Annotated in this window: 27 protein-coding genes; 21 read left to right on the top strand and 6 right to left on the bottom strand. The window is 36.0% G+C overall.

The genetic code is table 11. The features are described 5' to 3' along the window. Nucleotides 1-10 precede the first annotated feature (10 nt). The 6 genes from ACK4HO_RS00625 (at nucleotide 11) to ACK4HO_RS00600 (ending at nucleotide 7,225) form a co-directional block, all read left to right on the top strand. Nucleotides 11-1,243 (top strand): O-antigen ligase family protein, encoded by a 1,233-nt coding sequence (locus ACK4HO_RS00625; RefSeq protein ID WP_409661082.1) that lies wholly within the window; start codon nucleotides 11-13, stop codon nucleotides 1,241-1,243. After that, nucleotides 1,240-2,397: a glycosyltransferase family 4 protein gene (locus ACK4HO_RS00620; protein ID WP_409661079.1), complete on the top strand. Its 1,158-nt coding sequence runs from the start codon at nucleotides 1,240-1,242 to the stop codon at nucleotides 2,395-2,397. The genes ACK4HO_RS00625 and ACK4HO_RS00620 overlap by 4 nt, the downstream gene beginning before the upstream one ends. A gap of 64 nt (nucleotides 2,398-2,461) precedes the next feature. Beyond that, nucleotides 2,462-3,577, top strand: a complete 1,116-nt coding sequence (locus ACK4HO_RS00615; RefSeq protein WP_409661076.1) for a DUF1972 domain-containing protein — start codon at nucleotides 2,462-2,464, stop codon at nucleotides 3,575-3,577. Continuing rightward, a complete protein-coding gene (locus ACK4HO_RS00610) occupies nucleotides 3,510-4,862 on the top strand; it encodes an O-antigen ligase family protein (protein ID WP_409661074.1) in 1,353 nt (450 codons plus the stop codon). Before ACK4HO_RS00615 ends, ACK4HO_RS00610 begins: the two co-directional genes overlap by 68 nt. A gap of 5 nt (nucleotides 4,863-4,867) precedes the next feature. Continuing rightward, entirely contained in the window at nucleotides 4,868-5,851 is a 984-nt protein-coding gene (locus ACK4HO_RS00605; RefSeq protein ID WP_409661071.1) for a UDP-glucuronic acid decarboxylase family protein, read from the top strand. Nucleotides 5,852-5,857: 6 nt separating this feature from the next. After that, complete coding sequence (locus tag ACK4HO_RS00600) at nucleotides 5,858-7,225, top strand: undecaprenyl-phosphate glucose phosphotransferase (RefSeq protein WP_409661068.1); 1,368 nt, start codon at nucleotides 5,858-5,860, stop codon at nucleotides 7,223-7,225. Here ACK4HO_RS00600 and ACK4HO_RS00595 read toward each other — a convergent pair. Genes ACK4HO_RS00595 through ACK4HO_RS00585 form a run of 3 tightly spaced genes read right to left on the bottom strand, consistent with a single transcriptional unit; the run spans nucleotide 7,222 to nucleotide 10,809 of the window. Beyond that, on the bottom strand, nucleotides 7,222-8,406 hold the full coding sequence (locus ACK4HO_RS00595; RefSeq protein ID WP_409661064.1) for a glycosyltransferase family 4 protein: 1,185 nt from the start codon (nucleotides 8,404-8,406) through the stop codon (nucleotides 7,222-7,224). The genes ACK4HO_RS00600 and ACK4HO_RS00595 overlap by 4 nt on opposite strands. Beyond that, nucleotides 8,406-9,491, bottom strand: a complete 1,086-nt coding sequence (gene wecB / locus ACK4HO_RS00590) for a non-hydrolyzing UDP-N-acetylglucosamine 2-epimerase (protein ID WP_409661062.1) — start codon at nucleotides 9,489-9,491, stop codon at nucleotides 8,406-8,408. Before wecB ends, ACK4HO_RS00595 begins: the two co-directional genes overlap by 1 nt. Before the next feature lie 4 nt (nucleotides 9,492-9,495). After that, entirely contained in the window at nucleotides 9,496-10,809 is a 1,314-nt protein-coding gene (locus ACK4HO_RS00585; RefSeq protein ID WP_409661059.1) for a phenylacetate--CoA ligase family protein, read from the bottom strand. Between the two features lie 126 nt (nucleotides 10,810-10,935). Here ACK4HO_RS00585 and purD point away from each other — a divergent pair, with 126 nt between their 5' ends. Continuing rightward, on the top strand, nucleotides 10,936-12,210 hold the full coding sequence (gene purD / locus ACK4HO_RS00580; RefSeq protein ID WP_409661056.1) for a phosphoribosylamine--glycine ligase: 1,275 nt from the start codon (nucleotides 10,936-10,938) through the stop codon (nucleotides 12,208-12,210). Here the strand turns inward: purD and ACK4HO_RS00575 are convergent. Next, the gene (locus ACK4HO_RS00575; RefSeq protein WP_409661054.1) at nucleotides 12,202-12,441 is read right to left on the bottom strand and encodes a DUF6341 family protein; all 240 of its coding nucleotides are present in this window, start codon (nucleotides 12,439-12,441) and stop codon (nucleotides 12,202-12,204) included. The two genes, purD and ACK4HO_RS00575, sit on opposite strands and share 9 nt — an antisense overlap. A 45-nt stretch (nucleotides 12,442-12,486) precedes the next feature. Between ACK4HO_RS00575 and ACK4HO_RS00570 the strand changes: the two genes are divergently transcribed. After that, nucleotides 12,487-13,416, top strand: coding sequence for a DUF6427 family protein (locus ACK4HO_RS00570; protein WP_409661051.1), 930 nt, complete (start codon nucleotides 12,487-12,489; stop codon nucleotides 13,414-13,416). Here the strand turns inward: ACK4HO_RS00570 and upp are convergent. Next, on the bottom strand, nucleotides 13,411-14,064 hold the full coding sequence (gene upp / locus ACK4HO_RS00565; protein WP_409661048.1) for a uracil phosphoribosyltransferase: 654 nt from the start codon (nucleotides 14,062-14,064) through the stop codon (nucleotides 13,411-13,413). The genes ACK4HO_RS00570 and upp overlap by 6 nt on opposite strands. Nucleotides 14,065-14,166: 102 nt before the next feature. Between upp and ACK4HO_RS00560 the strand changes: the two genes are divergently transcribed. Then, a complete protein-coding gene (locus ACK4HO_RS00560; protein WP_409661045.1) occupies nucleotides 14,167-14,772 on the top strand; it encodes a DUF4254 domain-containing protein in 606 nt (201 codons plus the stop codon). A 58-nt stretch (nucleotides 14,773-14,830) separates the two neighbouring features. After that, nucleotides 14,831-15,829 carry a glycosyltransferase family 9 protein gene (locus ACK4HO_RS00555; RefSeq protein ID WP_409661831.1) on the top strand — a complete coding sequence of 333 codons (999 nt, stop codon included), beginning with the start codon at nucleotides 14,831-14,833 and terminating at the stop codon, nucleotides 15,827-15,829. Nucleotides 15,830-15,865: 36 nt separating this feature from the next. On the opposite strand, the gene ACK4HO_RS00550 is transcribed toward ACK4HO_RS00555, so the two are convergent. After that, nucleotides 15,866-16,921 carry a 2Fe-2S iron-sulfur cluster-binding protein gene (locus ACK4HO_RS00550; RefSeq protein WP_409661042.1) on the bottom strand — a complete coding sequence of 352 codons (1,056 nt, stop codon included), beginning with the start codon at nucleotides 16,919-16,921 and terminating at the stop codon, nucleotides 15,866-15,868. 119 nt (nucleotides 16,922-17,040) lie between these two features. Between ACK4HO_RS00550 and ACK4HO_RS00545 the strand changes: the two genes are divergently transcribed. From ACK4HO_RS00545 to atpE, 11 genes are all read left to right on the top strand, one after another. Further along, nucleotides 17,041-17,376: a PadR family transcriptional regulator gene (locus ACK4HO_RS00545; protein WP_409661039.1), complete on the top strand. Its 336-nt coding sequence runs from the start codon at nucleotides 17,041-17,043 to the stop codon at nucleotides 17,374-17,376. 2 nt (nucleotides 17,377-17,378) lie between these two features. Next, nucleotides 17,379-17,999 (top strand): hypothetical protein, encoded by a 621-nt coding sequence (locus tag ACK4HO_RS00540; protein ID WP_409661036.1) that lies wholly within the window; start codon nucleotides 17,379-17,381, stop codon nucleotides 17,997-17,999. A gap of 1 nt (nucleotide 18,000) precedes the next feature. Continuing rightward, entirely contained in the window at nucleotides 18,001-18,693 is a 693-nt protein-coding gene (locus ACK4HO_RS00535) for a hypothetical protein (protein ID WP_409661033.1), read from the top strand. Between the two features lie 56 nt (nucleotides 18,694-18,749). Continuing rightward, entirely contained in the window at nucleotides 18,750-20,216 is a 1,467-nt protein-coding gene (locus ACK4HO_RS00530; protein ID WP_409661030.1) for a DUF5687 family protein, read from the top strand. A 32-nt stretch (nucleotides 20,217-20,248) separates the two neighbouring features. Then, the gene (locus ACK4HO_RS00525) at nucleotides 20,249-20,947 is read left to right on the top strand and encodes an ABC transporter ATP-binding protein (protein ID WP_409661027.1); all 699 of its coding nucleotides are present in this window, start codon (nucleotides 20,249-20,251) and stop codon (nucleotides 20,945-20,947) included. An 89-nt stretch (nucleotides 20,948-21,036) separates the two neighbouring features. Beyond that, on the top strand, nucleotides 21,037-23,850 hold the full coding sequence (locus tag ACK4HO_RS00520) for a tetratricopeptide repeat protein (protein ID WP_409661024.1): 2,814 nt from the start codon (nucleotides 21,037-21,039) through the stop codon (nucleotides 23,848-23,850). A 4-nt stretch (nucleotides 23,851-23,854) separates the two neighbouring features. Further along, entirely contained in the window at nucleotides 23,855-24,259 is a 405-nt protein-coding gene (locus tag ACK4HO_RS00515) for a polymer-forming cytoskeletal protein (protein WP_409661021.1), read from the top strand. Next, a complete protein-coding gene (locus tag ACK4HO_RS00510; protein WP_409661018.1) occupies nucleotides 24,228-24,461 on the top strand; it encodes an AtpZ/AtpI family protein in 234 nt (77 codons plus the stop codon). The genes ACK4HO_RS00515 and ACK4HO_RS00510 overlap by 32 nt, the downstream gene beginning before the upstream one ends. 1 nt (nucleotide 24,462) lies before the next feature. Next, nucleotides 24,463-24,861, top strand: coding sequence for a hypothetical protein (locus ACK4HO_RS00505; protein WP_409661014.1), 399 nt, complete (start codon nucleotides 24,463-24,465; stop codon nucleotides 24,859-24,861). 116 nt (nucleotides 24,862-24,977) lie between these two features. After that, complete coding sequence (atpB, locus tag ACK4HO_RS00500) at nucleotides 24,978-26,132, top strand: F0F1 ATP synthase subunit A (RefSeq protein ID WP_409661011.1); 1,155 nt, start codon at nucleotides 24,978-24,980, stop codon at nucleotides 26,130-26,132. A gap of 96 nt (nucleotides 26,133-26,228) precedes the next feature. Further along, nucleotides 26,229-26,420, top strand: a complete 192-nt coding sequence (gene atpE / locus ACK4HO_RS00495; RefSeq protein WP_171221220.1) for an ATP synthase F0 subunit C — start codon at nucleotides 26,229-26,231, stop codon at nucleotides 26,418-26,420. Nucleotides 26,421-26,468 lie beyond the last annotated feature (48 nt).

Genomic DNA, 26,468 nt, shown 5'->3' with positions numbered 1-26,468 from the left:
AAAAAAGAAATTGAAGGCCAAAGTAAACATTTCATTACTCTTTACACTGGTTGTTTTATGTGAGATTTACATAGTTTCATTTAGAATAAATTTATTGATTCAGTTTGCCTTTCTTTCTTTGTTACTCTTCTCGGGTAAAACCCAATTCTCTAAATCTTTTTTAAGAACTATACTGCCGGTTATTATTCTGGTTTTTCTAGGCTTTTTAGGCACTTTTCTGGACAGCTATAATCGGGTCGACATTATAAAAGATATTTCCCATTTCATAAAACCGGTTTTTGTTTTGTGCATTGGTTTTTTGGTTTTTAAAACCATTAATGATCAAAGGGTTTTTCTTCGAACCATAATCCATATAGCAGCGGTTACCGCGGTAATTCATGTTGGCGGAATAGTATTGTTTTCTAATTTTTTATCGCGCTCTATTTCAGACATCAGAGGTGAGTATGGGTTGGACAACTTCATTGAAATTTTTGCGATGTTCTTTTTGATTTTGGCACCCAAAACCGCTATTCAACCGTTATATAAAAAAGACATTTATCGAAAAATGCTTATAGCCATTTTTGCCGTTTCGATTATGTTTTATTTTTCCAGAACCATGTTTGGGATGATATTTTTCTTGGGATTGTCATTTTATGGTTATGCTAAGTTAAATAGAAAAACACTCAAAGTATTAGGCGTTTTTATTGCATCGATTGTTTTGTTTTATATGTATTTGGAGACGTTAAAACCAGAGAGAAATTCGAAAGGAATTGAAGCATTACTGTATAAAATAAAAATAGCGCCGGGAGAGGTTTTTAATGCCAAATTAGACCGAAGTAATCACACTAAGCTTTGGGACCATTGGAGAGCTTATGAAGCCAAAAGAGCCTTAATTTTGATGAATGAAAATCCTAAAAGTTATGTTTTTGGGAACGGACACGGCTCGTTGGTTAATCTAAAATTTAAAGCACCTTTAAGCGAAGAAGGAATGCGTTACATTTCTGTTTTACACAACGGCTATATTTTTGTGCTTTATAAAACCGGATTTGTTGGTTTGCTTTTATACCTGTTTTTTTTGGTCAGCCTTTATGGGAGAAACTACCATAATCAGACCCAATCCGATAAGGTCTTTTTTAAGATTATCGTAGCCACTATCGGGGCTTATTTTCTTTTTACGTCGCTCATTATTACCGGAATTTATATCCCGCAAGATGCTATTTTATTCATCTTAGGCGGCGCTTTGTTTCATGAAAATAAATCATGATGAAGAACCTACTTTTCATACACCAATCGGCTGATTTATATGGTTCAGACAGGACTTTGCTTTTATTGCTCACAAAGCTCGATAAAACTAAATTCAATCCAGTTGTGGTATTGCCATTGAGTGGACCGTTACAAAATGAATTAGAAAAAGAAAACATAAAAGTTGTAATTGCACCGGTGCTCAAACTGTACCGTTCAATGTTTACCCTAAAAAACATGGCGCTTTTTTTTAAACAAATTAAAAGCGCATTGAGCACTCTTGAAAAGTTGGATAAAGAACACCATTTTGATTTAATCTATTCCAACACTTTAGCGGTTTTGTTAGGGATGATGTATGCCAAAAAAACCGGGAAGCCGCATATTTGGCATGTTCACGAAATCATAGTACATCCTAAAGTAATCGCTTATATTTTTCCCAAACTGCTAAAAAAATATGCAGACGTAGTGGTGTGTAATTCTAATACCACCAAAAATAATTTGGTGTCAAGGATAAAAAAATTGACTGATAAAACCTTAGTTATTTATAACGGCTTGTCACCGAAGGCAAATAATTTTGTAAAAATAGAGAAGACGGATATCGGATTTAAACCTGATGATATCATAATAACACTAATAGGAAGAATCAGTCGCCTAAAAGGGCATAAGCTATTGCTTGATACTTACCTCAATCATCTTGATAAAAAAGAAAATATTAAATTGTTGTTTGTAGGTTCGCCTGTAGTTGGACAAGAATATTATCTTGAAGAGGTGGAAGAAATTATTAGGGTAAATCAGCTTGGCAATGATGTTAAAATTCTTCCTTTTACCAAAGAATTGGCACCAATTTTTGATGTTTCAGACATAGTCGTTGTGCCTTCTACAGAGGCGGAATCCTTTGGCCTAGTAGCTTTAGAGGCCATGTTGGCTCAAAAACCGGTCATTGGCTCAAACCATGGTGGATTAACCGAAATGATTATAGACGGCGAAACCGGATTTTTGGTAAAACCTAACCACGCTGAAGAACTTTCACAAGCCATACAAAAACTGACAGACAGTGAAGAGTTGAGAAAAGAGTTTGGAAAGAAAGGGTTTCAAAGGGCTACAGCAGAATTTTCTGAAGATAATTATATCAATCGTTTTGTAGCGTTATTTGAAAAAATGACGCAAATCAGATAGAAACTATTCTTTTTTTTCAAACAGTTTTTATTTCCCTATTTTTGACACCTGAAAAACAAACCCAATGAAAATAGCCATATTAGGAACTCGTGGTGTGCCCAATTATTACGGGGGTTTTGAGCAGTTTGCTGAATTTTTTTCGGTATTTCTTGTCGAGCAGGGACATGAAGTATATTGCTATAATTCACATGATCATCCTTTTCAAGAGAAATCTTTTCATGGCGTAAACATCATTCACCAATATGATCCTGAACACAAACTGGGAACTTTTGGACAGTTTATTTATGATTTCAATTGTATTATGGATTCTCGAAAAAGAGATTTTGACATCATTTTGCAATTGGGGTATACTAGTAATTCTATTTGGTGTTTTCTTTTGCCCCAAAAATCTATAATCATAAGCAATATGGATGGGCTGGAGTGGAAGCGAACAAAGTATTCTAAACCGGTACAGCAATTTTTAAGATTTGCCGAGAGACTAGCGACAAAAAGTAGCGATTTTTTGATTTCAGATTCGTTGGGAATTCAAAAGTTTTTAAAGAATAAATACAACAAAGAGTCAACTTACATAGCCTATGGCGCTTACCCTTTTACCAATCCAAACGAATCGGTGCTAAAAGAATATGGGGTAGAAAAAGAGATGTACAACATGATTATGGCTCGTTTTGAACCTGAAAACAACCTCGATATGGTGCTCGAAGGTGTCGCATTGAATGAAGATAAAACAACCATTTTGGTTATTGGTAAGCACGAAACCAAATATGGAGAATACCTGAAGAATAAATACAAAGCCTATTCTAATATTCGCTTTATAGGCGGACTTTATAATTTGGAACACTTAAACAACCTGCGCTATTTTTCAAATTTGTATTTTCACGGTCATTCAGTAGGCGGAACCAATCCTTCTTTGCTTGAAGCAATGGCTTCAAAAGCCCTTGTTATTGCGCATGATAACGATTTTAACAAAGGAATTTTAAAAGACAATAGTTATTATTTTTCCAGTTCGCAAGAGGTGAAAAATATTCTGAATACTATCAAAAAAAATGATAACTTGCAATTAGTTCAAAACAATTTTGACGCCATTGTCAATGAATTTAATTGGGAGAAAATAAATGGGGAATACTTACAGCTCTTTGAAGAGTGTTTTTCTAAATCTGATAAAAGAAAACAAGGAAAATAATTCTTTTATCCCTTTACTTTTAGTCTTAGTAACCATTCCGCTTAGCTATGCTTTTAACAACATAGCGATGGGATTGTTTTTTGTAGTGACGGTTGTTTCTTTTCGAAAAGCCCATTTTAAAATCGAATCCGTCTTAATTTGGCCGATCTTATTGTATTTGTTAATGGCGCTGTCCTACTTATGGTCTATAGACAAAGAGAATACTTTATCGGCATTGTCTAAAGAGATTCCGTTACTTTTAATTCCCGTGGGATTTTTGTTGCTTAAAGATTTTACCAAAGTACAAAAAGAGAAAATCATAGCATGTTTTAGCTACTCCATGGTTGTTTTAGCGATGTATTTCGTAATCAAAGCCGTAATTCGATATCTCTTATTTGGGGACATCAGAGCATTCTTTTATCATGGAGATAACGACAATGATTTTGGCTTAGTTCCTAAATTGTTAAATGCCATACACGTATCAGTCTTTGTTTCGGTTGCCTTTTTTTATTTTTTCACTAAGCCTGTAAAGGCCAAAGCAGATTGGTTATTTTCATTATTTCTTTTTGGTTTTGTGCTGTTGCTGTCTTCAAAAAACATCATTTTGGTACTTATCTTATTAGTATTAATTCATGTTTTCTTTTTTTCTAAATTATCACACCAACTTCGGTTAAGAAACTTGATTGTTTTTGGTTTAATTGTAGGGCTTATTTTTTCATTTGGCCGAATAAAAAATAGATTTCAACAAGAGTTTCAAACCAATTCTGACAAAAGTTTAAGCGCCAACGTGGTTGAAGGTGCTTCTCCGGAAGTACATTATGTGAGCCTGAAAGAAGCTTGGTCGAATGAATCATTTACACCCAACGATTATTTTCCGGGTACCGCATTCCGGGTTTATCAATTCAGAATTTTTATCGAGTTGTTTAAAGAAAATGAAGTCTTTTTTACAGGATTCGGACTCAATGCTTCGTATCCCAAAATTGAAGAAAAAGCAAAACAGCACAACCTTTATTTAGGCGATGATGGTCAAGACGGTTACCAAACAAAGAATTTTCACAATCAATATGTTCAGAATTTCGCAGAGTTAGGCATACTCGGATTTGTATTATTGTTAGTAATGCTTATCATTAACATCAATAAAGCTTATAAATCTAAAGATTTTGTCCATTTTGCTTTCGCAATTCTAATGATAAGTTTATTTTTGACCGAATCATTTTTATGGAGGCAAAGAGGAGTGGTGTTTTTTACGATAATGTATTGCCTTTTTAATTCCGGAGTTGTTACCAATAATTCCAAAGCAGAATAAATTATATGAAAAGAATATTAATTACCGGAGCAGCGGGTTTTTTAGGCTCTCATCTTTGTGATAGGTTTATAGCGGAAGGTTATTTCGTTATCGGAATGGACAACCTCATTACGGGAGATTTAAAAAACATTGAGCATCTGTTTAAAGATAAGAATTTCGAGTTTTATCATCATGACGTTACAAAATTTGTACACGTTCCGGGAAAAATAGACTACATCCTTCATTTCGCCTCACCGGCAAGTCCAATTGATTATTTAAAAATTCCGATACAAACCCTAAAAGTAGGTTCATTAGGTACTCACAATCTCTTGGGATTGGCCAGGGTTAAAAAAGCCCGAATTTTAATTGCTTCAACTTCTGAAGTTTACGGTGATCCGTTAGTTCATCCACAAACTGAAGAATACTATGGAAACGTAAACACCATCGGACCAAGAGGTGTTTATGACGAAGCAAAGCGCTTTCAAGAGTCGATTACCATGGCCTACCATACATTTCACGGAGTAGAAACCAGAATCGTTAGAATTTTTAATACTTACGGTCCGAGAATGCGACTCAATGACGGTCGTGTTATTCCGGCTTTTATCGGACAGGCATTAAGAGGTGAAGATTTAACTATTTTTGGAGACGGTATGCAAACCCGCTCATTTTGTTATGTAACTGATCAAGTGGAAGGAATTTTCCGTTTGCTTCATTCAGATTATGTCTATCCAGTGAACATTGGAAATCCGGACGAAATTACCATCAAAGATTTTGCCGAAGAAATTATAAAATTAACCGGGACCAATCAAAAAGTAGTCTATCATCCACTACCAATAAACGATCCCTTACAACGCCAACCCGATACTACTAAAGCCAAAGAAATATTAGGATGGGAGGCAAAAGTAAAGAGAGCTGAAGGAATGAAGTTAACCTACGAGTACTTCAAATCGCTTTCGAATGAAGAGCTTTTAAAAGAAGAGCACAAAGATTTTAAAGGATATATTCATTAGTATTTTATGGTTGCACAGCAAACAGGAAGATATTCAAAATACATCAGACCGATAAGCATTTTATTCGATCTGGTTGTGGTAACAACTTTAAGTTTGTTTTTCTTTAGAGATTTAAAACTTAATACGTTATACTATTTGCTGTATCAAACGTTTACCTGGTTTCTAATCGCCATCATTGTCAAATATTACGAAGTTTTCAGGTTTACCACTCCGGTAGAGATTATCACCAAGTTAGTCAAACAATTCAGTCTGTTCTTACTCGTTGTTATTGCTTTTTTCCCCTTTGCCAAAACGGCTATTTTCAGCGGCAGAGCGATAGCAATCTTTATTACTTTGAGCTTTGTCATTATCCTGTCTTTCAAATATTTTTTGTTTTTCTATTTAAAGAAATACCGAATTGTAACCGGAAGTAATTTCAGAAATGCCGTGATTATCGGTTACACACCCGAAGCCATTCGATTAAAAGAAGTTTTTGAAAACAGAAAAGATTACGGCTACAGGTTTTACGGCTACTTTTCAGATAAAAAACAAAACCCGGAAATTTTAGGCAAAATTGAAGAATTAAAAAAATTCACTCTTGACAACAAAATCGACGAAATTTATTGTTCTCTAAACGAAATATCTAACGAGAAACTCAAAGAATTGGTCGAATTTGCCGATGACAATCGAAAAGTAATCAAATTCATTCCGGATACCAAAGAGATTTTTTCGAAAAACTTAAAAGTTGATTATTACGAGTTGTTTCCGGTTTTATCCCTTCAAAAAACACAACTCCACAACCCAATTATCAAAGGTGTCAAAAGAGCTTTTGATGTGGTGTTCTCTCTTTTTGTAATCTTGTTTATCCTTTCATGGTTAATTCCTGTGTTGGCAGTATTAATTAAATTAGAATCCAAAGGACCGGTTTTTTTCAAACAAGGAAGACCGGGACTTGACGAAGAAGAATTCTTTTGTTACAAATTCCGCTCGATGCAAGTCAACGGATTTACCGAAAAAGAAGCCTCAAAAAATGACCCTAGAGTAACCAAAATGGGTAAGTTAATGAGGAAAACCAGCATGGACGAATTGCCACAATTTTTCAATGTTTTGTTAGGCGATATGTCAGTAGTTGGACCAAGACCTCACTTGTGGTCGCAAAATAAAGCCTATGCCAGCAAAATCAAAAAATACATGGTGCGTCATTATGTAAAACCCGGAATTACAGGCTTAGCTCAGGTGAAAGGTTTCAGAGGAGAAATCGAAACTGAAGAAGACATGGTAAACCGTATTAAACTAGACGTTTTTTACATTGAAAACTGGTCGATGATCATGGATTTTAAAATCATTTTCCAAACAGTAATCAATATCTTCAAAGGAGAAGACAAGGCTTATTAAAAAACCTTTTTTGCAATCAAATCTTTTATCTGATTGTCTAAATGAAAAGTCGTTTGAGTTGCGGTGAAAATCCGCTTTTTCATGGCGTCTAAATCCGCTTTGTTCAATTTAGCTATTTCGACAAGTTTTTCGTTTAAATCAGCAAAGCTTTCTACTTTGGCGACCCAACCCAACTCATTTTCTGACACAATGGTTTCTCCTTCGCCACCACCAAAATAAAGTATGGGAAAACCCAACGCGCCATATTCAAAAATTTTAGAGGGAACCGAGCCGTAAATTCTTGTTTTTAAAGGTACAATAGCAATGTCAAAGGTTTTTAAAGTATCATGCAAAGCTTTTCGTTCTAGCATGCCGTGAAAGAAGATTTTCGACTCTTTTTGGGCTAAAATCAAAGCTTCAATTTGATTTTTCTCCGCGCCGTCACCAAACAGGTGCAACTCAATATTTAAACCGCTTAAATCGATTTTTTCACAGAGTTCCAAGACGCCTTGAGCAACACCCAAAAGACCGGCATAAAAGATTTTTATCGGCTGGTTTTCGGCGGTTTTCAATTCCATTACAGTTACTTGATGATCGGGGAAATTCCTGTAGAGATGACATTCCTTATGAGGTGCAATAGTTTTTACATGGGTGATAATCTCATTGGATTGTCCCAAAACCAAGCTGGCTTTTTTGTAGATATAGCGTTCAAAAAACAAAGAAATTTTATGCGAAAACGAACCTTCTTTCAAAGCCTCTAATTCGATGGCTGCTAATGGCCACAAATCGGAAACATTGAGAATTATTTTTTTGTTTTTTAGCGAAAGCACCAAAACTGCGATAAAGGAAAGCAATAATGGAGGCGATTGAACCACTACTTTTTTAGGTGTTTTTTTGAATAACAAATAGAAGAACAAACTCAATGAAAAAGACAAAATCGAAACAATCCTAACCAAAATATTTTTGCTCACACTCGGATAAATCCATAGCCTTTTTACGGTAATGTTGTCTCTGTTTTCGGTAACCGAGAATTTGCCTTTGTACTCCGGAAACAATTCGCCTTTGGGATAATTCCCTAGCGGACAAACCACACCAACCTTATAATCATGTTGGTCCAACTTCAAAGCCAACTGCTCAATTCTATTCGCAGCAGCGCCTTTTTCCGGCGGATAATAATTGGATATGATGAGAATTTCTTCCATTATTTTTTTAAAAGAATCGCAATGATACGCTCAGAAGCTTTTCCGTCCCAAAGTTCAGGAATCCCTGATTTTCTAGGGCCATTTTGTAGAAATTTGGCAAATATTTTTTCCAAATTTTCTATCGAAGTACCGACTAGTGTATTGGTGCCAATCGTTTGCGTTTCGGGTCTTTCCGTATTGTTGCGCATAGTAAAACACGGAATGTTCAAAACGGTAGTTTCTTCAGAAATGCCGCCCGAATCGGTAATCACGGCAAAGCTGTTTTGAATCAGAAACATAAAATTCAAATAGCCTTGTGGCTCCACGAAAAGTATGTTTTTTAAGGCCAAATCAGTTTCGCCTAAAATAGCTTTTGTTCGCGGATGAATAGGAAAAATTATTTTTTTATCACCAACCATTTTATCAATACCTTGAAGCAATTCTACCAGCGATTTTTCTTCATCCACATTGGCCGGACGATGCAAAGTCAGGATGATATAATTTCCGGTTTCCAATCCATATTCGCTCCAAAAGCCCGGAGCTGAAATTCTGCTTAGATTTTGGTATAAAGTGTCAATCATCACATTGCCTACAAAGTGAATATTGGAGGATTCGGCACCATATTTTAACAAATTATCCGAAGCGGTGGTTGAAGTAGTAAAGAAATAATCGGTGATGCTGTCGGTAACAATTCTATTGATTTCTTCAGGCATGGTCATGTCTCCCGAACGGATTCCGGCTTCAACATGCGTCACTTTTACATTTAATTTTTTGGCCACAATCGCACAAGCCATAGTCGAATTGACATCGCCAACGACTAAAACCAAATCACAAGGGTTTTGGATTAATTCCTTTTCAAAAGCAATCATAATCGCCGCAGTTTGCTCAGCTTGTGAACCGCTTTTGACTTCCAAATTGGCATGCGGTTGCGGAATGTTTAACTCTTCAAAGAAAGTATCGCTGAGGTTTTTATCGTAATGCTGACCGGTGTGTACCAACCTATAGGAAACGTTTGCGCCTTCGGCTTGCTTTTTTTCAATCGCCTTGATGATAGGTGCGATTTTGATAAAATTGGGTCTGGCACCCGCGATTATGGTGATTTTCATAAAACTATTTTACTAACGAAACAAACTGCTTTAATTTGCCGCTTTTGCTTCTTTCTAATTTTTCTTTTCGGGTGAAGGTAAAAGTCAAACCGGTTTCTAAATAAGTGGTAATGGCTTTTTCCATATTCTTAATTTGGTCTGAAGTCAATTCGTACTGACTCACATATTCAATATCAAAAGTATCGATTTTGGTTTGTTTTATGACAAATTCTTTCACATTTCCGTCATCTTCGATAATGCTTTTGGTTATGTAATAAAACGTTAATCCGGGCGATTTTTTACCGCTTGGGAGTAGAGCTATATCGTTGGTTCTTCCGATTAATTTTTTAAGAATGGGCTTTTTGAAAGTGCTTTTTTCATCCAAAATCCCTACATCGCCAATGTCGTAGCGAATAAACGGATGGGCTTTGTTGTACAAAGAAGTAATCACCACTCGACCTTCTTTTCCATTAGGTAAAACCTTATTTTTATCGTCTAAAATCTCGACAAATAAGGTTTCAGAATTTACCTGCCATTGACCTTGAGGATTTTGAAAGGCAATCAAATCCAATTCGGAAGCACCGTATTCATTGACTACCGGAACGCCAAACTGTTTTTCGAGCAGTTTTTTATCGTCCTCAAATAACATTTCCGAAGTGACTACGCAACATTTTAATGTGGGACAAACCGTTTTTAATACTATTTTTTTTTGTTCTAAAAATTTGGCAAACAAAACGATGGAGCTGGTGTAGCCATTGATGTAATCGAATTGTTTCTGTTGGAATTTTACCAATACACTTTCCAAAACTTTGTCTGATAAATCAAAAATAGGAAACCGATACCGATGGCTTAATAAATCTTTGATTCGCTCTTTGGTGTTCCCAATAAAATCCAATGGAATTCCGTAAAAACGAGCTTGTAAAGAAGTATTAAAATTAATACCGTACCATCCGAATCGGTCGAAAATATTGACCCAAGTCAGCGCGTGCGAAAATTTGTCTTTGGCAAAAATAAAAGGATCACCACTCGAACCCGAAGTTTTATTGACATATACATTCTTTGGTGCATAGCCTTCCGAAAGTCTTTCTGCTAAAGGTTTTTGAAAATCTTTTTTGGTCATTATCGGAAGTTCTTCCCAATTGTTGGGGTTTTTATTTCCGACTAATGCTTTATAAGAAGCATTGTGTTGAAAGTGAAAAGCAACGATTTCTTTTCTTTTGGTTTCTATATAATTCTGATAATCGTCTTCTGATATTGCTTGAATTTTTTCAAATGCATACTGAGCTTTCTTTAACGGAAAGCCTTTCAACCAAAGCGAAAAATGGAATAGTGGAAACACAAAAATCAATTTTCCTCAAAAATAAGAAAAGCAAAGTGTTAAGTGCCTAAATTTTTTAAAAGAATGACTTTAAATTCCATCAAAAACAAACTACTTTTGCGCAGCAACTACTAACAATACAACACTATGACTATCCTATTACTTGGATCGGGCGGAAGAGAGCACGCTTTAGCTCATAAATTATTGCAAAGTCCAAAATGCCAACATCTTTTTGTAGCACCCGGAAATGCCGGAACTGCAGCGATTGCCACTAATGTTTCTATGAGTCCAATAGATTTTGAGAGCATAAAAACTTTTGTAATCAAAGAAAGTATTGACATGGTTGTTGTTGGTCCGGAAGATCCTTTAGTGCACGGAATTTATGATTTCTTCAAGAATGATGCAGCACTTAATCACATTCCGGTTATTGGTCCATCAAAAGTGGGTGCCCAATTGGAAGGCAGTAAAGAATTTGCCAAAGAATTTCTAATCAAACACCAAATACCAACCGCGGCTTATGACAGTTTTACTTCGGAAACGGTCGAAAAAGGATGCCGATTTTTGGAGACATTGCAACCACCTTATGTTTTAAAAGCAGACGGATTGGCTGCCGGAAAAGGCGTTTTAATCTTAAATGATTTAGAAGAAGCTAAAACCGAGTTGCGAAACATGTTGGTACACGCCAAATTTGGAACCGCCAGCTCAAAAGTGGTGATTGAAGAATTTTTGGACGGAATTGAACTAAGTTGTTTTGTATTGACCGATGGGAAAAATTACAAAGTATTACCAACAGCCAAAGACTACAAGCGAATAGGCGAAGGCGATACCGGATTGAATACCGGAGGAATGGGAGCTGTTTCTCCTGTGCCATTTGCTGACGAAATTTTATTAGAAAAAATAGAAACCCGTGTGGTAAAACCAACCGTTGAAGGTCTACAAAAAGAAGGAATTGAATACAAAGGTTTTGTTTTCATCGGACTCATTATTGTCAAAGGCGAACCGATGGTCATTGAATACAATGTCAGAATGGGCGATCCGGAAACCGAAGTGGTGATGCCTAGAATCCAATCGGATTTGGTGGAATTGTTTCAAGCAGTCGCCAATCAAAAACTAGACGAAGTTACTTTGGAAATTGACCCAAGAAGCGCTACAACCATTATGGTAGTTTCGGGTGGATATCCGGAAGATTATGACAAAGGTTTTGAGATTACCGGAATTGAAAACGTACAAGACTCGATTGTTTTTCACGCCGGAACTAAATTGGAAAACGACAAAGTAGTAACTAGCGGCGGAAGAGTATTGGCAGTAACTTCTTTTGGGGATAACTTTCAAGAGGCCATAAAAAAATCTTACCAAAACATAGACAAGCTACATTTTGATAAGATGTATTTTAGAAAAGATATCGGGTTTGATCTAACTTAAGAAAGAGTGTGCCGTAGTATCTTGGTTTTCTTCGTTGTTGTCTTGGTGCTTTTTCAATTCTTTACACCAGTAAACGATGTAATAGCTACATACAATAATTAATGTCCAGCTAACGACATTGGCTAACCACCAACCTAAGGAACCATTTAATTCAAGTGCTCTTAACCAGTCTAATGGTTTGAATAAAAAGTCTACAAATAAAGTTTGAATAGCTTCGAAAAATGCTTTCATTTTATAAAATGTTATATTTACAGCACAAATGTATAAAATATCCTTATGATTACAAGCATTTTTAAAAAATCGAGCATACTTAATTATGCTTTGATAATAATTTTATTATTAGTTTCTTTTTTTTTATTCCAATCCAATGCCTTAAGCCAACTTTCGGGTGCTACTGATTTATCGGATAACACCTTATTAATCATACTTTTACTTACGTCCTTTTTTTTGGTCAACTTTATTGTCAAGAAAAACGGACTCACGAAAAACAGCAGCTACACCATTTTATTTTTTCTGTTGTTTTTGTTGATTTTTCCTTTAGTTTTCAGTCATTCTAACTTGCTATTTGCCAATTTTTTTCTACTGTTGGCCATGAGAAGATTGATTTCACTTCAAACCTTAAAGGCGCCAAAAGAAAAAATATTTGACGCTTCGATGTGGATTTTTATCGCCAGTTTGTTCCACTTTTGGTGTATTCTTTTTATCTTTTTGGTTTACATTTCTATCATCTTTCACGTTTCCAGAGATTACAGAAATTGGTTGCTTCCATTTGTGGCGTTTGTGACCACAGCAGTAGTCTTTTTGGTTGCAGCGTTATATTTTGATAAAACATGGATTGACCATATTTTGAGCCAAACCCAAACCCATTTTGAGCTCGATTATTTCACTAGTCACTACCAAAATGCGGCGCTTTCCTTTTATGTAGTCATTGCGCTGTATTTTCTATTTTCGATGGTTTTTTCGTTGACCAACAGACCGTTGATTCTACAAGCGTCTTATAAGAAAATGATTTTTGGGTTTTTAATCGGAAGCGTGGTTTTCATCCTTTCGCCTGATAAAAATAACGCGATGTTGCTGTTTACTTTTTTCCCTTTAGCGGTGATGATTACTAATAACATAGAGTATTCCCAAAACAAAATGTATCAGGAAATTGTTTTGTTGTTATTGATTGCAGGAAGTCTTTTCGCTTTTTTCGCCCAACTATAATTTGCTTCCATAAGCCAAATCGCCGGCGTCGCCCAAACCCGGAACGATGTAGTTTTTCTCGTTGAGTTTTTCGTCTAAAGCGGCTACCCAAAGATGACAGTTTTCAGGAAGATTTTTTTCCAAATAAGCGATGCCTTCAGGTGCGGCAATCACTACAGCAATGTGGATTTCTTTTGGTTTTTGTTCCAAATGTAATTTGTGTAAAACCGCCACTATCGATTGTCCGGTGGCCAACATCGGGTCTATCAAAATCAGATTTTTATTTTCAAATGACGGCGCGGCTTGGTATTCGACTAAAATATCAAACTTATCATCGTTGTCATAATGATGGCGATAGGCAGAAACAAACCCGTTTTCGGCATTGTCAAAAATGTTCATAAAACCGGTATGCAAGGCCAATCCGGCGCGAAGAATCGAACACAAAACCACATGGTCAGCAATCGTCGTCGTGTTTTTTATTCCCAAAGGCGTTTGCACATCCACATTTTTATATTCCAACGTTTTGCTGAGTTCATAAGCCATAATTTCCCCAATACGCTCAATGTTTTTTCGAAAACGCATGCTGTCTTTTTGAATGGTAACATCGCGAATTTGGGCCAAAAAATGATTGAGAATACTATTCTGCTCGGAAATGTAATGAATATGCATGGACGACTTTAATTTTGTATGTTATGGTAAAAGTATAAAAACTATCTTTGTACCCGAGACCTTTTGGTCTAATAGTATAAAATTAAAATAAAAACCGCAACTATGTTTTCAGAATTTGCCTTTCCTATTTTCGAGCAAAGTATAAGAGATTACCATATCATAGACGACGTATATCAACCTACGTTAAACCCTTACGCCAAAGGAACTATCGAGTATTTATTGTATGCCAAAAACTGGGTAGACACCGTACAATGGCATTACGAGGACATCATTCGTGACCCCAATATTGACCCGGTTGCTGCCTTAGTTTTGAAAAGAAAAATTGATGCTTCGAACCAAGTGCGTACCGACATGGTAGAATATATCGACAGTTATTTTCTGCAAAAACACCAAGATGTTCAGGTGAAACCCAATGCTAAAATTAATACCGAAAGTCCGGCTTGGGCTATCGACCGTTTGTCAATCTTGGCGCTGAAAATTTACCACATGAGTGAAGAAGCCAATCGCGCAGAAGCTACGGCGGAACACAGAGCCAAATGTCAGGAGAAATTAAATGTATTGTTAGACCAAAAAAGCGATATGTTTATTTCCATCAACGATTTGTTGACCGATATTGAAAACGGCGACAAGTTTATGAAAGTCTACAAGCAAATGAAAATGTACAACGACGACGATTTGAATCCGGTGTTGTACCAAAATAAAAAATAAAAACAGACCGCATTTGCCAAACCCAAACCAACATATAGCCGTCATCCGATTGTCTGCCATGGGCGATGTTGCGATGACAGTTCCTGTTATCCGAGCGCTGGCACAGCAAAACCCAAGTGTAAAAATCACAGTGGTTTCGCGTCCTTTTTTCCAACCTTTTTTTGCCGATATTCCGAATGTGAATTTCTTTGCAGTCGATGTAAATGGCAGACACAAAGGTTTTTTAGGTTTAGTCAAATTGTTCTCCGATTTAAAGAAACTTAACATTGATGCCGTTGCTGACTTACACAATGTTTTGCGTTCAATTATCGTTAGAAATTTATTCGCGCTAAGCGGAAAAAAAGTAGCACATACCGACAAAGGCAGAGCCGATAAAAATGCCCTGACCAGAGCCAAAAACAAAATCGTTCAACCTGTAAAATCTATGGTTGACCGACACGCAGAAACCTTCAAAGAACTGGGTTTTTTTGTTGATTTGTCTAATCCTATATTTCCGGAGAAAGCAAAACTGACAAAGGAAATTTTAAAGATTTCAGGCGAAAGGGAAACTCAAAAATGGATTGGCATTGCACCATTTGCCCAATATGAAAGCAAAGTCTATCCGTTCGACTTGATGCAACAAGTGATTGATGATTTAGCCAAAAATCAGACTTATAAAATCTTTCTTTTTGGCGGTGGGAAAAAAGAAATTGAACAATTGAATTTTTTGGCTGCAGCCAAAGAAAACACCATAGTTGTAGCCGGAAAATTATCTTTCGAACAAGAATTACAGCTGATTTCGAACCTTGATATTATGCTTTCCATGGATTCGGGGAATGCTCATATTGCGGCTATGTTAGGTGTAAAAGTAATTACACTTTGGGGCGCAACACATCCTTACGCAGGCTTCAAACCGTACAACCAACTAATGGAATATTGTCTGACTTCAAATCGAGAACAATATCCGTTATTGCCGACTTCTGTTTATGGCAATAAGAAAGTTGAAGGTTACGAAAACGTCATGCGAACAATTTCTGCTGAAAAAGTAGTCGAAAAAATAAATTCCAATCTCGCCTAAACAAAATTGGAATTTTTTATTTCAAAATTTTAAAGACTAAACGTCATCAAAATCCACATAAATTTCAGGAGAAGTCGGATGCGCTTGACAAGTCAGAATTAATCCGTCTGCAATTTCACCGTCTGTTAAGATTGAATTCTTTTTCATCTCGGCTGAACCATTCGTAATTCGTGCCAAGCAAGAACTGCAAATCCCGCCTTGGCAAGAATAAGGAGCATCGATGCCTTGTTTCAAAGCTGCTTCCAATAACGTTTGTTTCTGTGACATTTCAAAAGTAGTTTCTTCATCATCTACCATCACAGTAATTTTGGTATGACCTTCCTGTGAAGCGGCAGCGGTATTTTCGGCAGCAGTTGACGTGGAGAACAATTCAAATTTGATGTTTTTTTCAGGAATGCTGTGTTCTTTCAACACATTGGAAACCAAATTAATCATGTCTTCCGGACCGCATAAATAGAACTTGTCGAACTCTTTTTCCTTGTGTTTGTTGTTCAAGACAAAATTTACCGTTGACTTTTCAATTCGGCCGAAAAGTTCGTTTTCCACTTTGGCCTGACTGTACACAAAATGCACAAAAAATCTTCCGACGTATTTCAATTGCAAGTCGTGAAGTTCATCGTGAAAGATGGTTTCTTCAGGCGTTTTATTGCCGTAAACCAATACAAAAGAACTGTTGGGTTCACTTTCCAAAACCGATTTTAAGATAGACATTACCGGTGTAATTCCGCTTCCTGCCGCAAAAGCCGCATAGTTTTTTAAGTTGGAAAATGAGGGTTCAAACGTAAATCTTCCTTCGGGTTGGCTGACTTCTAAGATATCACCCACTTTCAAATTGTCATTAGCAAATTTAGAAAAATGACCACTTTTCACCGATTTAATAGCGATTCGCAATTCACCGCTATTGGGCGAAGAACAAACCGAATAAGCGCGACGTACTTCTTGTCCGTCAAGCGTCAATTTTAAGTTGACGTATTGACCAGCGGTAAATTGGTAAGCCGATTTTAACTCGGCCGGAATGGTAAAAGCAACAGAAATAGCGCTTGGTGTTTCGCGCTTTACTTCTTTGATATGTAATTTATAGAATGAAGACATGAAATTTGTTTTTGCAAAGGTAACAAACGTATCACTTTTGAGAAAATAATTATTTATACCCAAGAATATTATGTATATAAAAAACTTATGTATATTTGAACTTCAAAAATGAAGAGCCAATGAAGAATTCACAATTATACAAAGGAAGTTTAACTACGATAGTGATGAAACTTTTAGAAGAAAACGGCAGAATGTATGGGTATGAGATTACCCAAAAAGTAAAAGAAATTACCAAAGGAGAATTGAAAATAACCGAAGGCGCTTTGTATCCTGCGTTGCACAAGCTCGAAGCCGATGGCGTTTTAGAAGTTGAAGTCGAAAACGTTGACAATCGATTGCGAAAATATTATAAGCTTACGGAAAAGGGTTCGGCAGAAACTTTGAACAGACTGACCGAATTGGAAGATTTTATACGAAACATGCAAACTTTGGTACAACCTAAATTAGCCAATTAATCATGAAATTAAGCAAAGAAGAAATCAAATTTATTGACACTTATATAGAAAGCAGTGATGTTGTTTATTCGGATATCCGCCAGGAAATGGTTGACCATATTGCCACCGCGATAGAAGAAAAAATGCAATTGGAGCAAGAGGATTTTTACCAGGCATTTAAATCCTATATGTTGACCCATAAAAAGGACATTCTCAAAAACAACAAAAAGCGTTGGAGTTTTTCTTGGGAAGCCTTTCGCCAATTTTTACTGTTTTTAGCCAAGCCTTATATGTTATTTTTTGGGGTTTTGCTGTTTTTCTTTTTTAAGAATGTAAATGTAAATCGGTATTTCTCAGAAGATTTCACCCTTAAAAATTTGTTTTTTGTTTTGTTCCTGACAGCGTTACTCTTTCAGTCAGGCTACATCAATTTATATCTCAAAAAAAGATTTTACACTGTCGAAAAAACATCCGTTATATTGGCATTGATTTATTATGGACAAATGTTTTTCTTCCCCATTTTCGGCACAGAACAAGTTTCTTATTGGACACTTACGGTCTTTAGTTTTTTGTTCTTTGGGTATGTTGTCTTTTTTATTCAAGAATTGATAAAATTTCATAAGCACCGATTTAATTATATTTAGCATGAAACTCAACGCCGATCAAGTCGAAAGACTTTATGCATTCACGCGCCAACACTATGTGGAATACTACGATTTGCAAACCGAATTGGTTGACCATTTAGCAAATGCCATAGAAGAGCAATGGCAACAAAACCCAAAATTGTCTTTTGAAGAAGCTTTGCAAAAGGAGTTCAAAAAATTTGGCGTTTTTGGCTTTATGGAAGTCGTTGAAAAAAGGCAAGCGGCACTCAACAAAAAGTACAATAAACTCGTTTGGAACGAACTCAAAGCCTTTTTTAGTTTGCCCAAAATAATAGGAACTTTTGCCGCTATCGGCATAGTTTTTTACCTACTCAAGTATTTTCAAAAAGACGTTTTGATGGTGCAAATGGGATTTCTAGCCTTGGTTGTTTTCTTTTTTCTCGGGATATTTATGCTTTCGAGAAAGAACAAAAAGAACCACCAAAAAACCGGCAAAAAATGGCTGCTCAAAGAAATTATTTTTGGCTATGGTTCTCTTACCGGATTGATGAACTTGCCCATACAACTTGCCCTTCAAATTAAAGGCGAAAATTACCATGATTGGACTTTAATGTTGTTTAGTTTTCTGATGATTGTAATGGGTTTAGGGGAATATATTGTCTTGGTTTTAATTCCTTCTCAAGCCGACAAACACCTCAAAGAAACTTATCCTGAATATGAATTTGTAAATTAAATTGTAACAATTTTCTATCTTTAGGAACTAATTTTGAAAACCTAAAACCAACAACTATGTTCAAACATTTTATTAAACTTGAATGGAAGTCTTTTCTTCGCTCGTCTTCCTTTGGGAGTAATTTGGCGCTGAAAATCATTATGGGTATTTTTGCGGCCTTGATTATTTTAGAGTTTTTGGCACTTGGCGTTTTCTCCTATGATTTAATGGAAGAAAGCAACCTAAAACCTTTGGAAACGGTAAACAAATACCTCATTTATTATGTGTTAATTGATCTGGTTATTCGTTATTTTTTGCAAAAAATGCCGGTGACTAATATCAAACCATTGTTGCTTTTACCTATAAAACGAAGCACCATTGTACATTTTTCACTAGGTAAAACCGCTATTTCTTTCTTCAATATAATGCACGCTTTTTTCTTTGTACCATTTACAGCGCGTTTACTGTATGAAGGATTCGGTTTTAATGCTGTTTTGTGGCATTTAGGTATTGTTGCTTTAATTTATTCCAATAATTATATCAATGTTTTTGTCAATAATAAAAGTTCGGTTTTTTATGGTGTATTGACCGTTTTGATTGGGTTAATAGCGTTACAATATTATAATGTTTTTGATTTAACGGTTTATTCTACTCAGTTTTTTCAAGGAATGTATACTACCAATTATTTGTTTGTGGTTCCAATGATTTTGGTTGCATTGGTTTACTATTTTTCATTTAACTATTTCAAAAGCCGATTAAATCTCGATGATGGATTGGCCAAGAGAAGCGATATCGCTAAAACCGAAAATTTCGCATGGTTAGACCAATTCGGTACTTTGGGAACATTCCTCAAAAACGACATTCGATTATTGAAGCGAAATAAGCGTTCGAGAATGACTTTGATTATGAGTGGTATTTTCATCTTTTATGGGTTATTATTTTTCACCCAATCCATAGAATCTTACGACAATCCGTGGATGAAAGTCTTTGCCGGAGTTTTTGTTTCGGGTGGATTTTTGTTCACTTTCGGACAGTTTGTACCAAGCTGGGACAGCGCTTATTACCAGTTGATGATGAGTCAAAACATCCAATACCGCGAATACATAAGTTCTAAATGGTGGCTGATGGTGATTGGAACCGTAATCTCTACCATTTTAGCCTCATTTTATTTGTATTTCGGATTACATACTTATTTGATTATTGTGGTTGGTGCGATTTTTAACATTGGCGTCAATTCGCATTTGGTGATGCTTGGCGGTGCTTTTGTAAAAACGCCTATCGATTTAACGACTTCCAAACAAGCCTTTGGCGATAAGCAAGCGTTTAATATGAAGACAATGCTGATTTCGTTACCCAAAATGTTGGTTCCTATGGCATTGTATACTTTGGGCTATTATTTATTTTCTCCAAATGTAGGTTTGATATTCGTAGCCGCAGCCGGAGTTTTAGGTTTTGCGTTCAGAAATTATGTGTTCAATCAGATAGAGAAAATATACAAAACTCAAAAGTACGAGACCATAGCAGCTTACAAGCAAAAAAACTAATTACCTTTCACTAATTACTAATCACACGAAAAATGATACAAGTTCACAATCTTTCAAAAACATACGGCAACGGCGTAAGAGTTTTAAACATCGCCAGTCTTGAAATTCCAAAAGGGCAAAGCTTTGGGTTGGTTGGAAATAACGGTGCCGGAAAAACCACTTTTTTCAGTTTGTTGCTCGATTTAATTCAGCCAAGTACCGGACATATTATCAACAACTCCGTTCAAGTCAACACCAGCGAAGCATGGAAGCCCTTTACCGCAGCTTTTATCGATGAAAGTTTCTTGATAGGTTATTTAACTGCCGAAGAATATTTTTATTTCATAGGAGATTTGCGCGGCCAAAACAAAGCCGATGTGGATGCTTTGCTCAAAAAGCACGAAGAGTTTTTCAACGGAGAAATTCTAAATAGCCGAAAATACCTCAGGGATTTATCCAAAGGAAACATGAAAAAAGTGGGTATTATTGCGACTTTAATCGGAAATCCCGAAGTGATTATTTTGGATGAACCATTTGCTAATCTTGACCCAACAACCGTAAACCGTTTGAAAAAAATTATCAAAGAATTGGCCGATGATCCCAACAGAACTGTTTTGGTTTCCAGTCATGATTTAGTGCATACCGTTGAGGTTTGTAACCGAATTGTAGCCTTGCATTTAGGCGAAGTCGTTAAAGACATTCAAACTTCACCCGAAACTTTAAAAGAACTGGAAGCATTTTTTGCGGTCTAATTTTTTGCCATATCAAAAAGAAACGTATTTTTACCAGTTAGTTATACTATTTATGACTTTTTCACGTTATTATAAAAATACGTTTCGTTTTGAAAAACAACACTACTAAATATTTTATTTTCACCGGATTACTCCTTTTTTTGATAGCTTGTTCTACCAAGAAAAACACTTTTCTTTCCAGAAATTCTCACGCACTCAGCACAGAATTCAACATTCTTTATAACGGTCAATTGGCTTTAGACAAAGGCATTGAAGATGTAAAGTTGCAGAACAAAGACAACTTTTGGGAATTGTTGCCCATAGAAAGAATGCAAGTTACGGAAGACAGAATGTTGCCCGGAGACAATAGAAACGCCAATTTTGAAAGAGCCGAAACCAAAGCCACTAAAGCGATTCAAAAACATTCCATGAATATTCAGGGTTCGGAGAAAAATCCTCAAATGGACGAAGCGCATTTGCTTTTGGGGAAATCAAGATACTACGAGCAAAGATTTGTACCGGCATTAGAAGCTTTTAACTACGTGCTTTACAAATACCCGAAAAGCGACAAAATCTATGAAGTAAAAATTTGGCGCGAAAAAACCAATATGCGTTTGGAAAACGACGCGATTGCGGTTAACAATCTGACCAAGCTTTTAAAAGAAATCAAATTCAAAGACCAAATTTATGCCGATGCCAATGCGGCCTTGGCACAAGCGTTTTTAAATCTTGAAGAAAAAGACAGCGCGGTGGCCAAAATAAAATTGGCTACAGAATTCACCAAATCCAACGAGGAAAAAGCAAGATACCGATTCATATTGGCACAATTGTACGAACAACTAGGCTACAAAGACAGTGCTTATGCCAAATACCAAGAGGTAATCGACATGAACAGAAAGGCTTCCCGACAGTACATCGTTCAGGCGCATGCTAAACAAGCCGGTCAGTTTGATTACGAAAAAGGGGATTCGATTACCTTTTTGAAAAAATTCAATGATTTAATCGAAGACAGAGAAAACCGTCCTTTCTTAGATGTTTTACACTATCAAGTGGCTTTGTTTTATGATAAAAACAAAAACTTTCCTCAAGCCAAAAAGCACTACAATCTTTCGCTGAAAAAGAAAACGCAAGACACTTATTTGACGGCTTCCAATTACAGAAATCTGGCAGATATTTATTTTAATTCGGCCAAATATGTAACCGCAGGGAAATATTTTGACAGTACACTAGTGCAGTTAAAACCGAGAACTCGCGAGTTCAATTCGATTAAAAAGAAAAGAGAAAACCTCGAAGATGTCATCAAGTATGAAGGCATTGCGCAAAGAAACGATAGTATTATTTCGTTGTATGCCATGTCGGGTTCAGAGCGAACAGCTTATTTCGAAAAACACATCGAGAAACTGAAAAAAGCCGAAGAAGCTGCCCAAAAATTAGCTGAAAAAGAAGCTCAAATAAAAGAAAACCAAGACAGAAACGAAGGAAGAATTGATGCTAATGATAGTCCGAAAAAAGCAAGCGCTCCATCGCCTTCGGTAGCCAACCCAAGTGCTTCGGGTAAAGACAATACATTTTATTTCTACAATCCGACCACAGTAGCTTACGGACAAAAAGAGTTTCAAAAAATCTGGGGCAAAAAAACATTACAAGACAATTGGAGATTGGAATCAGGTTCGGGTAAAATCAATGAAAAGGAAGAAGTAGCTGAAGCGGAAAAAGAAAACGAAAAAGACTCTAAAGAAGCGGAAGTTGAAGCGCGATTCACCCCTGATTTTTACATCAAACAATTGCCGACAAGCCAAATCCTTATTGACAGTTTGAGTAAAGAAAGAAATTTTGCCTACTATCAGTTGGGTGTTATTTACAAAGAGAAATTCAAAGAATACCAATTGGCCGCCAACAAATTGGAGCAACTGTTAAAAAACAGTCCGGAAGAAAGATTGGTTTTGCCTTCGATGTACAATTTGTACAAAATCTATGAAATCATAGACAAGAACAAAGCTGAAAGCATGAAGGCAAGAATTATTTCGTTGTATCCAAATTCGAGATATGCACAGATATTAAGCAACCCGAACAATGAGTTTGCAGAATCTGAAGATTCGCCTAAAGCAGTTTATGAAACACTTTACAAACAATACCAAGCCGGAGATTACAAGTTAGTTTTAGTAGCGACTACTAACGCAATTGACAGATTTACCGGAGATGAGATTGTTCCGAAATTTGAATTGTTGAAGGCCAATATTGTTGGAAAACTTTCGGGTTTAGAAGAATACCAAAAAGCGTTAAATTTTGTAGCCTTAAATTATCCGAACAGCGAAGAAGGCAAAAGAGCCGAAAAAATGATTGAGGTTGATTTACCAAAATTAAATGCTTTGCAATTGTCAAGTCTCGATTCTAAAAATTGGAAAATCTTATACCAAACCAAAGATTTTGAAGACAAAAACACTAAAATCCTTAGAGAAAAAATTGGCAAATTTATCAAAGACCGAAGCTTAGACAGGTTGAGTGTTTCTTTGGATATTTACACCATGACCGATAATTTTGTGGTGATTCACGGGTTGAATTCTAATGATTTGGCGGTTGGAATTACTTCTATTTTAAAAGACTATAAGGATTATAAAATTCAGGACACACCGATTATTATCTCTACAGAAAACTATACGATTCTTCAAATCAAAAAGAATTTGGACGAGTTTTTGGCCGGAAATCTAACCGATAACCCAACCCAACCCAATTGGGACGGAACCTTCGAAAAACCGGCAGTGCAGGAAGAACAGCCAGTGCAAAACCAAGAGAAGCCAAGGAAAGAAGCTCAAGACCCTAATAACCCACAACCCATCAAATCAACTAAAGGAATTGAAGAGAGTGACGGGCAAATTGGGATGCCACCATCACCTCAAGCACCGAAGTCAGGCAAAAAAGGATAATATCATGTTTGAAAAGAGTCAAAAGTCATATACTGATCTTTTAGGGAAAACCAACAGAATTGTGGAAGGAACTACTATTACCGGTGATATTATTTCCCCGGCTGATTTTCGTTTAGACGGCCATTTAATTGGTAATTTTCAGTCCAAAGGCAAAATTGTAATTGGACCGGCCGGAAGTGTAAAAGGAGATATAATCTGTAAAAATGCGGATATCGAAGGCACTTTTGAAGGCAAAATCCAAGTGCAGGAAATCCTGAACGTAAAATCAAAATCCCATATCATAGGAGAAGTAATTTGCGGTAAATTGTCAGTAGAACCCGGTGCCGAATTCAGCGCATCTTGTGTCATGAAACCTCACGTGAAAAACCTTCCCAACAATGGACAATCCTCAGAAGAAAAAAGCGCGTAACAAGTGGTTGGCACTCATCAACATTCCCATTCAAATGGGCGTTATCGTTTTTTTATTTGCTTATTTAGGACGTTGGCTTGACGAAAAGTACAGTAATCCACATAATATTTATGTAAAAATTTTAACCTTGGTTGGCGTAGCAATAGCGTTTTACAACCTTAACCGGCAGTTGAAAGAAATTAATAAATCAGATAATCAGTAATATGAATTTAGACAAATTCAAATCCATTTTAACCATTTTAGTTTTAGGAATAATCGGTTTTGCTGTTCACAAAATCTTGTTTTATTTTTTGGTGCCCAAGGCTTACGAAGCCGGATTTATTTATTCCATTGAATTGTTGTACTTGTTCTTTTTCTTCTTTTCTTCGATATTGATTTTGGCGCTTGATAAGGTCAAAGAAAAGAGCATTAACTCAGTAGGTTACACCTTTTTATTGCTCACTACTTTAAAAATGGGAATCGCTTTTGTTTTTTTGAAACCAATATTGGCCGCAGAATTGCCCAAAACACCCACAGAAAAAATGAGTTTTTTTATCATTTTTATTTACTTTTTGGCAATAGAAACCTTTGTAACTATCAGAATTTTAAATAATAAACAATAAAAGGGGTTTAAATTGACAATTCTGTCAAAAAAAATAAAACATATACTTTTTAATATTAATTAATATTGTACTTTTGCACCAAATTTGAGAAAATAAAATTTAGATAACTATCAGATATGGTGTTTTCAAAAAAACCACTCCGTTTTATCATCGCTACCTTAGTAGCTTTTTTACCATTAGTAAGTTCGGCAAACCCTACAGTTGATTCAACCCAAGTTTCAGCAGAAACTTCACATGTTGTTGAAGCGGCTCATGGTGAAAATGCTGAACCAAAAGACGTTAAAACCGAAATCAAAGAGTTCATCGACCATCACTTGAAAGACTCTTATGACTTCAATATTTTTGGTTACAAAGATGAAACCGGAAAACAACACCACGTTGGATTTCCATTGCCGGTTATTTTAATTGATAATGGATTACAAGTTTTCTCTTCTTCAAAATTCCATAACGATCATGAAGTTGCTGAGGTTAATGGAACTTTCTACAAATTACACCACGGTAAAATCTATAAAGTAGACAGTGCTCAAGGCGAAGTAACTATGGATGAGCATCACCATGCTACCAATGAAAAGCTGCTTGATTTTTCTATTACCAAAAACGTATTCATGATTTTTGTAGTAGCTTTAATCATGTTCTTATTGTTTAAAAGTTTGGCTAAATCATATGTTAAAAACGGAGGTATTGCTTCCGGAGTTGGACGTATTTTCGAACCGATTGTTTTGTACGTAAGAGACGAAATCGCTATTCCTAACATCGGAGAGAAACACTATAAAAGATACATGAGTTATTTATTGACCATCTTTTTCTTTATTTGGTTCTTAAATATCTTCGGATTAACACCACTTGGAATCAACGTAACCGGAAACATTGCCGTTACTGCTTGTTTGGCATTAATCACATACTTAATCACAACTTTTACCGCTAAAAAAGATTATTGGGGTCACATCTTCTGGATGCCGGGCGTGCCTGTACCTATGAAATTTATCTTAGCACCAATTGAATTATTGGGAACGATTATCAAACCTTTCTCGTTAATGATTCGTCTTTATGCGAATATTGTTGCGGGTCACATCGTATTGATGAGTTTGATTGGGTTGATGTTTGTTTTCAAAAACTGGATCGGAAGTAGCTTGTCTTTCTTCCTTTCGTTTGCGATTTCTTTAATTGAAATATTAGTTGCTTTATTGCAAGCTTATATATTTACTATGTTGTCGGCCCTTTATTTTGGTTCGGCTGTAGAAGAGCATCATCACGATGAAGCTCACCATTAAAATTTTAGATATCAAATATTAAATTTTAAATATCTGAAATTTAATATCTAATATCTAATATCAAAATTGAATGTTTAATTTTTAATACATATTTTTATGGAAATTCCTAAAATCATTGGAGCTGGATTAGTAGTAATCGGAGCTGGTATCGGTATCGGAAGAATTGGTGGTTCTGCAATGGACGCTATTGCACGTCAACCGGAAGCTACTGGTAAAATCCAAACAGCTATGCTTATTGCTGCTGCGCTTATTGAAGGTATCGGATTTGCTGCTTTATTCGCAGTATAATTCAAACAAAACAAAAAGCTGCAACGGTTGGTTGTAGCTTTTGTTTAA

Origin of the sequence: Flavobacterium sp. (assembly GCF_046296355.1) — a bacterium.
Taxonomy (GTDB): domain Bacteria; phylum Bacteroidota; class Bacteroidia; order Flavobacteriales; family Flavobacteriaceae; genus Flavobacterium.
Note: the sequence above shows the minus strand (reverse complement) of the source record. Positions and strands in the feature narration are given on the sequence as shown.

Bases quoted from the DNA above. Each gene is read 5' to 3' on its own strand.
- ACK4HO_RS00620 (WP_409661079.1), top strand. From the start codon at position 1,240: ATGATGAAGAACCTACTTTTCATACACCAATCGGCTGATTTATATGGT.
- ACK4HO_RS00615 (WP_409661076.1), top strand. From the start codon at position 2,462: ATGAAAATAGCCATATTAGGAACTCGTGGTGTGCCCAATTATTACGGG.
- ACK4HO_RS00610 (WP_409661074.1), top strand. From the start codon at position 3,510: ATGGGGAATACTTACAGCTCTTTGAAGAGTGTTTTTCTAAATCTGATA.
- ACK4HO_RS00605 (WP_409661071.1), top strand. From the start codon at position 4,868: ATGAAAAGAATATTAATTACCGGAGCAGCGGGTTTTTTAGGCTCTCAT.
- ACK4HO_RS00600 (WP_409661068.1), top strand. From the start codon at position 5,858: ATGGTTGCACAGCAAACAGGAAGATATTCAAAATACATCAGACCGATA.
- ACK4HO_RS00595 (WP_409661064.1), bottom strand. From the start codon at position 8,406: ATGGAAGAAATTCTCATCATATCCAATTATTATCCGCCGGAAAAAGGC.
- wecB (WP_409661062.1), bottom strand. From the start codon at position 9,491: ATGAAAATCACCATAATCGCGGGTGCCAGACCCAATTTTATCAAAATC.
- purD (WP_409661056.1), top strand. From the start codon at position 10,936: ATGACTATCCTATTACTTGGATCGGGCGGAAGAGAGCACGCTTTAGCT.
- ACK4HO_RS00575 (WP_409661054.1), bottom strand. From the start codon at position 12,441: ATGAAAGCATTTTTCGAAGCTATTCAAACTTTATTTGTAGACTTTTTA.
- ACK4HO_RS00570 (WP_409661051.1), top strand. From the start codon at position 12,487: ATGATTACAAGCATTTTTAAAAAATCGAGCATACTTAATTATGCTTTG.
- upp (WP_409661048.1), bottom strand. From the start codon at position 14,064: ATGCATATTCATTACATTTCCGAGCAGAATAGTATTCTCAATCATTTT.
- ACK4HO_RS00560 (WP_409661045.1), top strand. From the start codon at position 14,167: ATGTTTTCAGAATTTGCCTTTCCTATTTTCGAGCAAAGTATAAGAGAT.
- ACK4HO_RS00555 (WP_409661831.1), top strand. From the start codon at position 14,831: ATGGGCGATGTTGCGATGACAGTTCCTGTTATCCGAGCGCTGGCACAG.
- ACK4HO_RS00550 (WP_409661042.1), bottom strand. From the start codon at position 16,921: ATGTCTTCATTCTATAAATTACATATCAAAGAAGTAAAGCGCGAAACA.
- ACK4HO_RS00545 (WP_409661039.1), top strand. From the start codon at position 17,041: ATGAAGAATTCACAATTATACAAAGGAAGTTTAACTACGATAGTGATG.
- ACK4HO_RS00540 (WP_409661036.1), top strand. From the start codon at position 17,379: ATGAAATTAAGCAAAGAAGAAATCAAATTTATTGACACTTATATAGAA.
- ACK4HO_RS00535 (WP_409661033.1), top strand. From the start codon at position 18,001: ATGAAACTCAACGCCGATCAAGTCGAAAGACTTTATGCATTCACGCGC.
- ACK4HO_RS00530 (WP_409661030.1), top strand. From the start codon at position 18,750: ATGTTCAAACATTTTATTAAACTTGAATGGAAGTCTTTTCTTCGCTCG.
- ACK4HO_RS00525 (WP_409661027.1), top strand. From the start codon at position 20,249: ATGATACAAGTTCACAATCTTTCAAAAACATACGGCAACGGCGTAAGA.
- ACK4HO_RS00515 (WP_409661021.1), top strand. From the start codon at position 23,855: ATGTTTGAAAAGAGTCAAAAGTCATATACTGATCTTTTAGGGAAAACC.
- ACK4HO_RS00510 (WP_409661018.1), top strand. From the start codon at position 24,228: ATGGACAATCCTCAGAAGAAAAAAGCGCGTAACAAGTGGTTGGCACTC.
- ACK4HO_RS00505 (WP_409661014.1), top strand. From the start codon at position 24,463: ATGAATTTAGACAAATTCAAATCCATTTTAACCATTTTAGTTTTAGGA.
- atpB (WP_409661011.1), top strand. From the start codon at position 24,978: ATGGTGTTTTCAAAAAAACCACTCCGTTTTATCATCGCTACCTTAGTA.
- atpE (WP_171221220.1), top strand. From the start codon at position 26,229: ATGGAAATTCCTAAAATCATTGGAGCTGGATTAGTAGTAATCGGAGCT.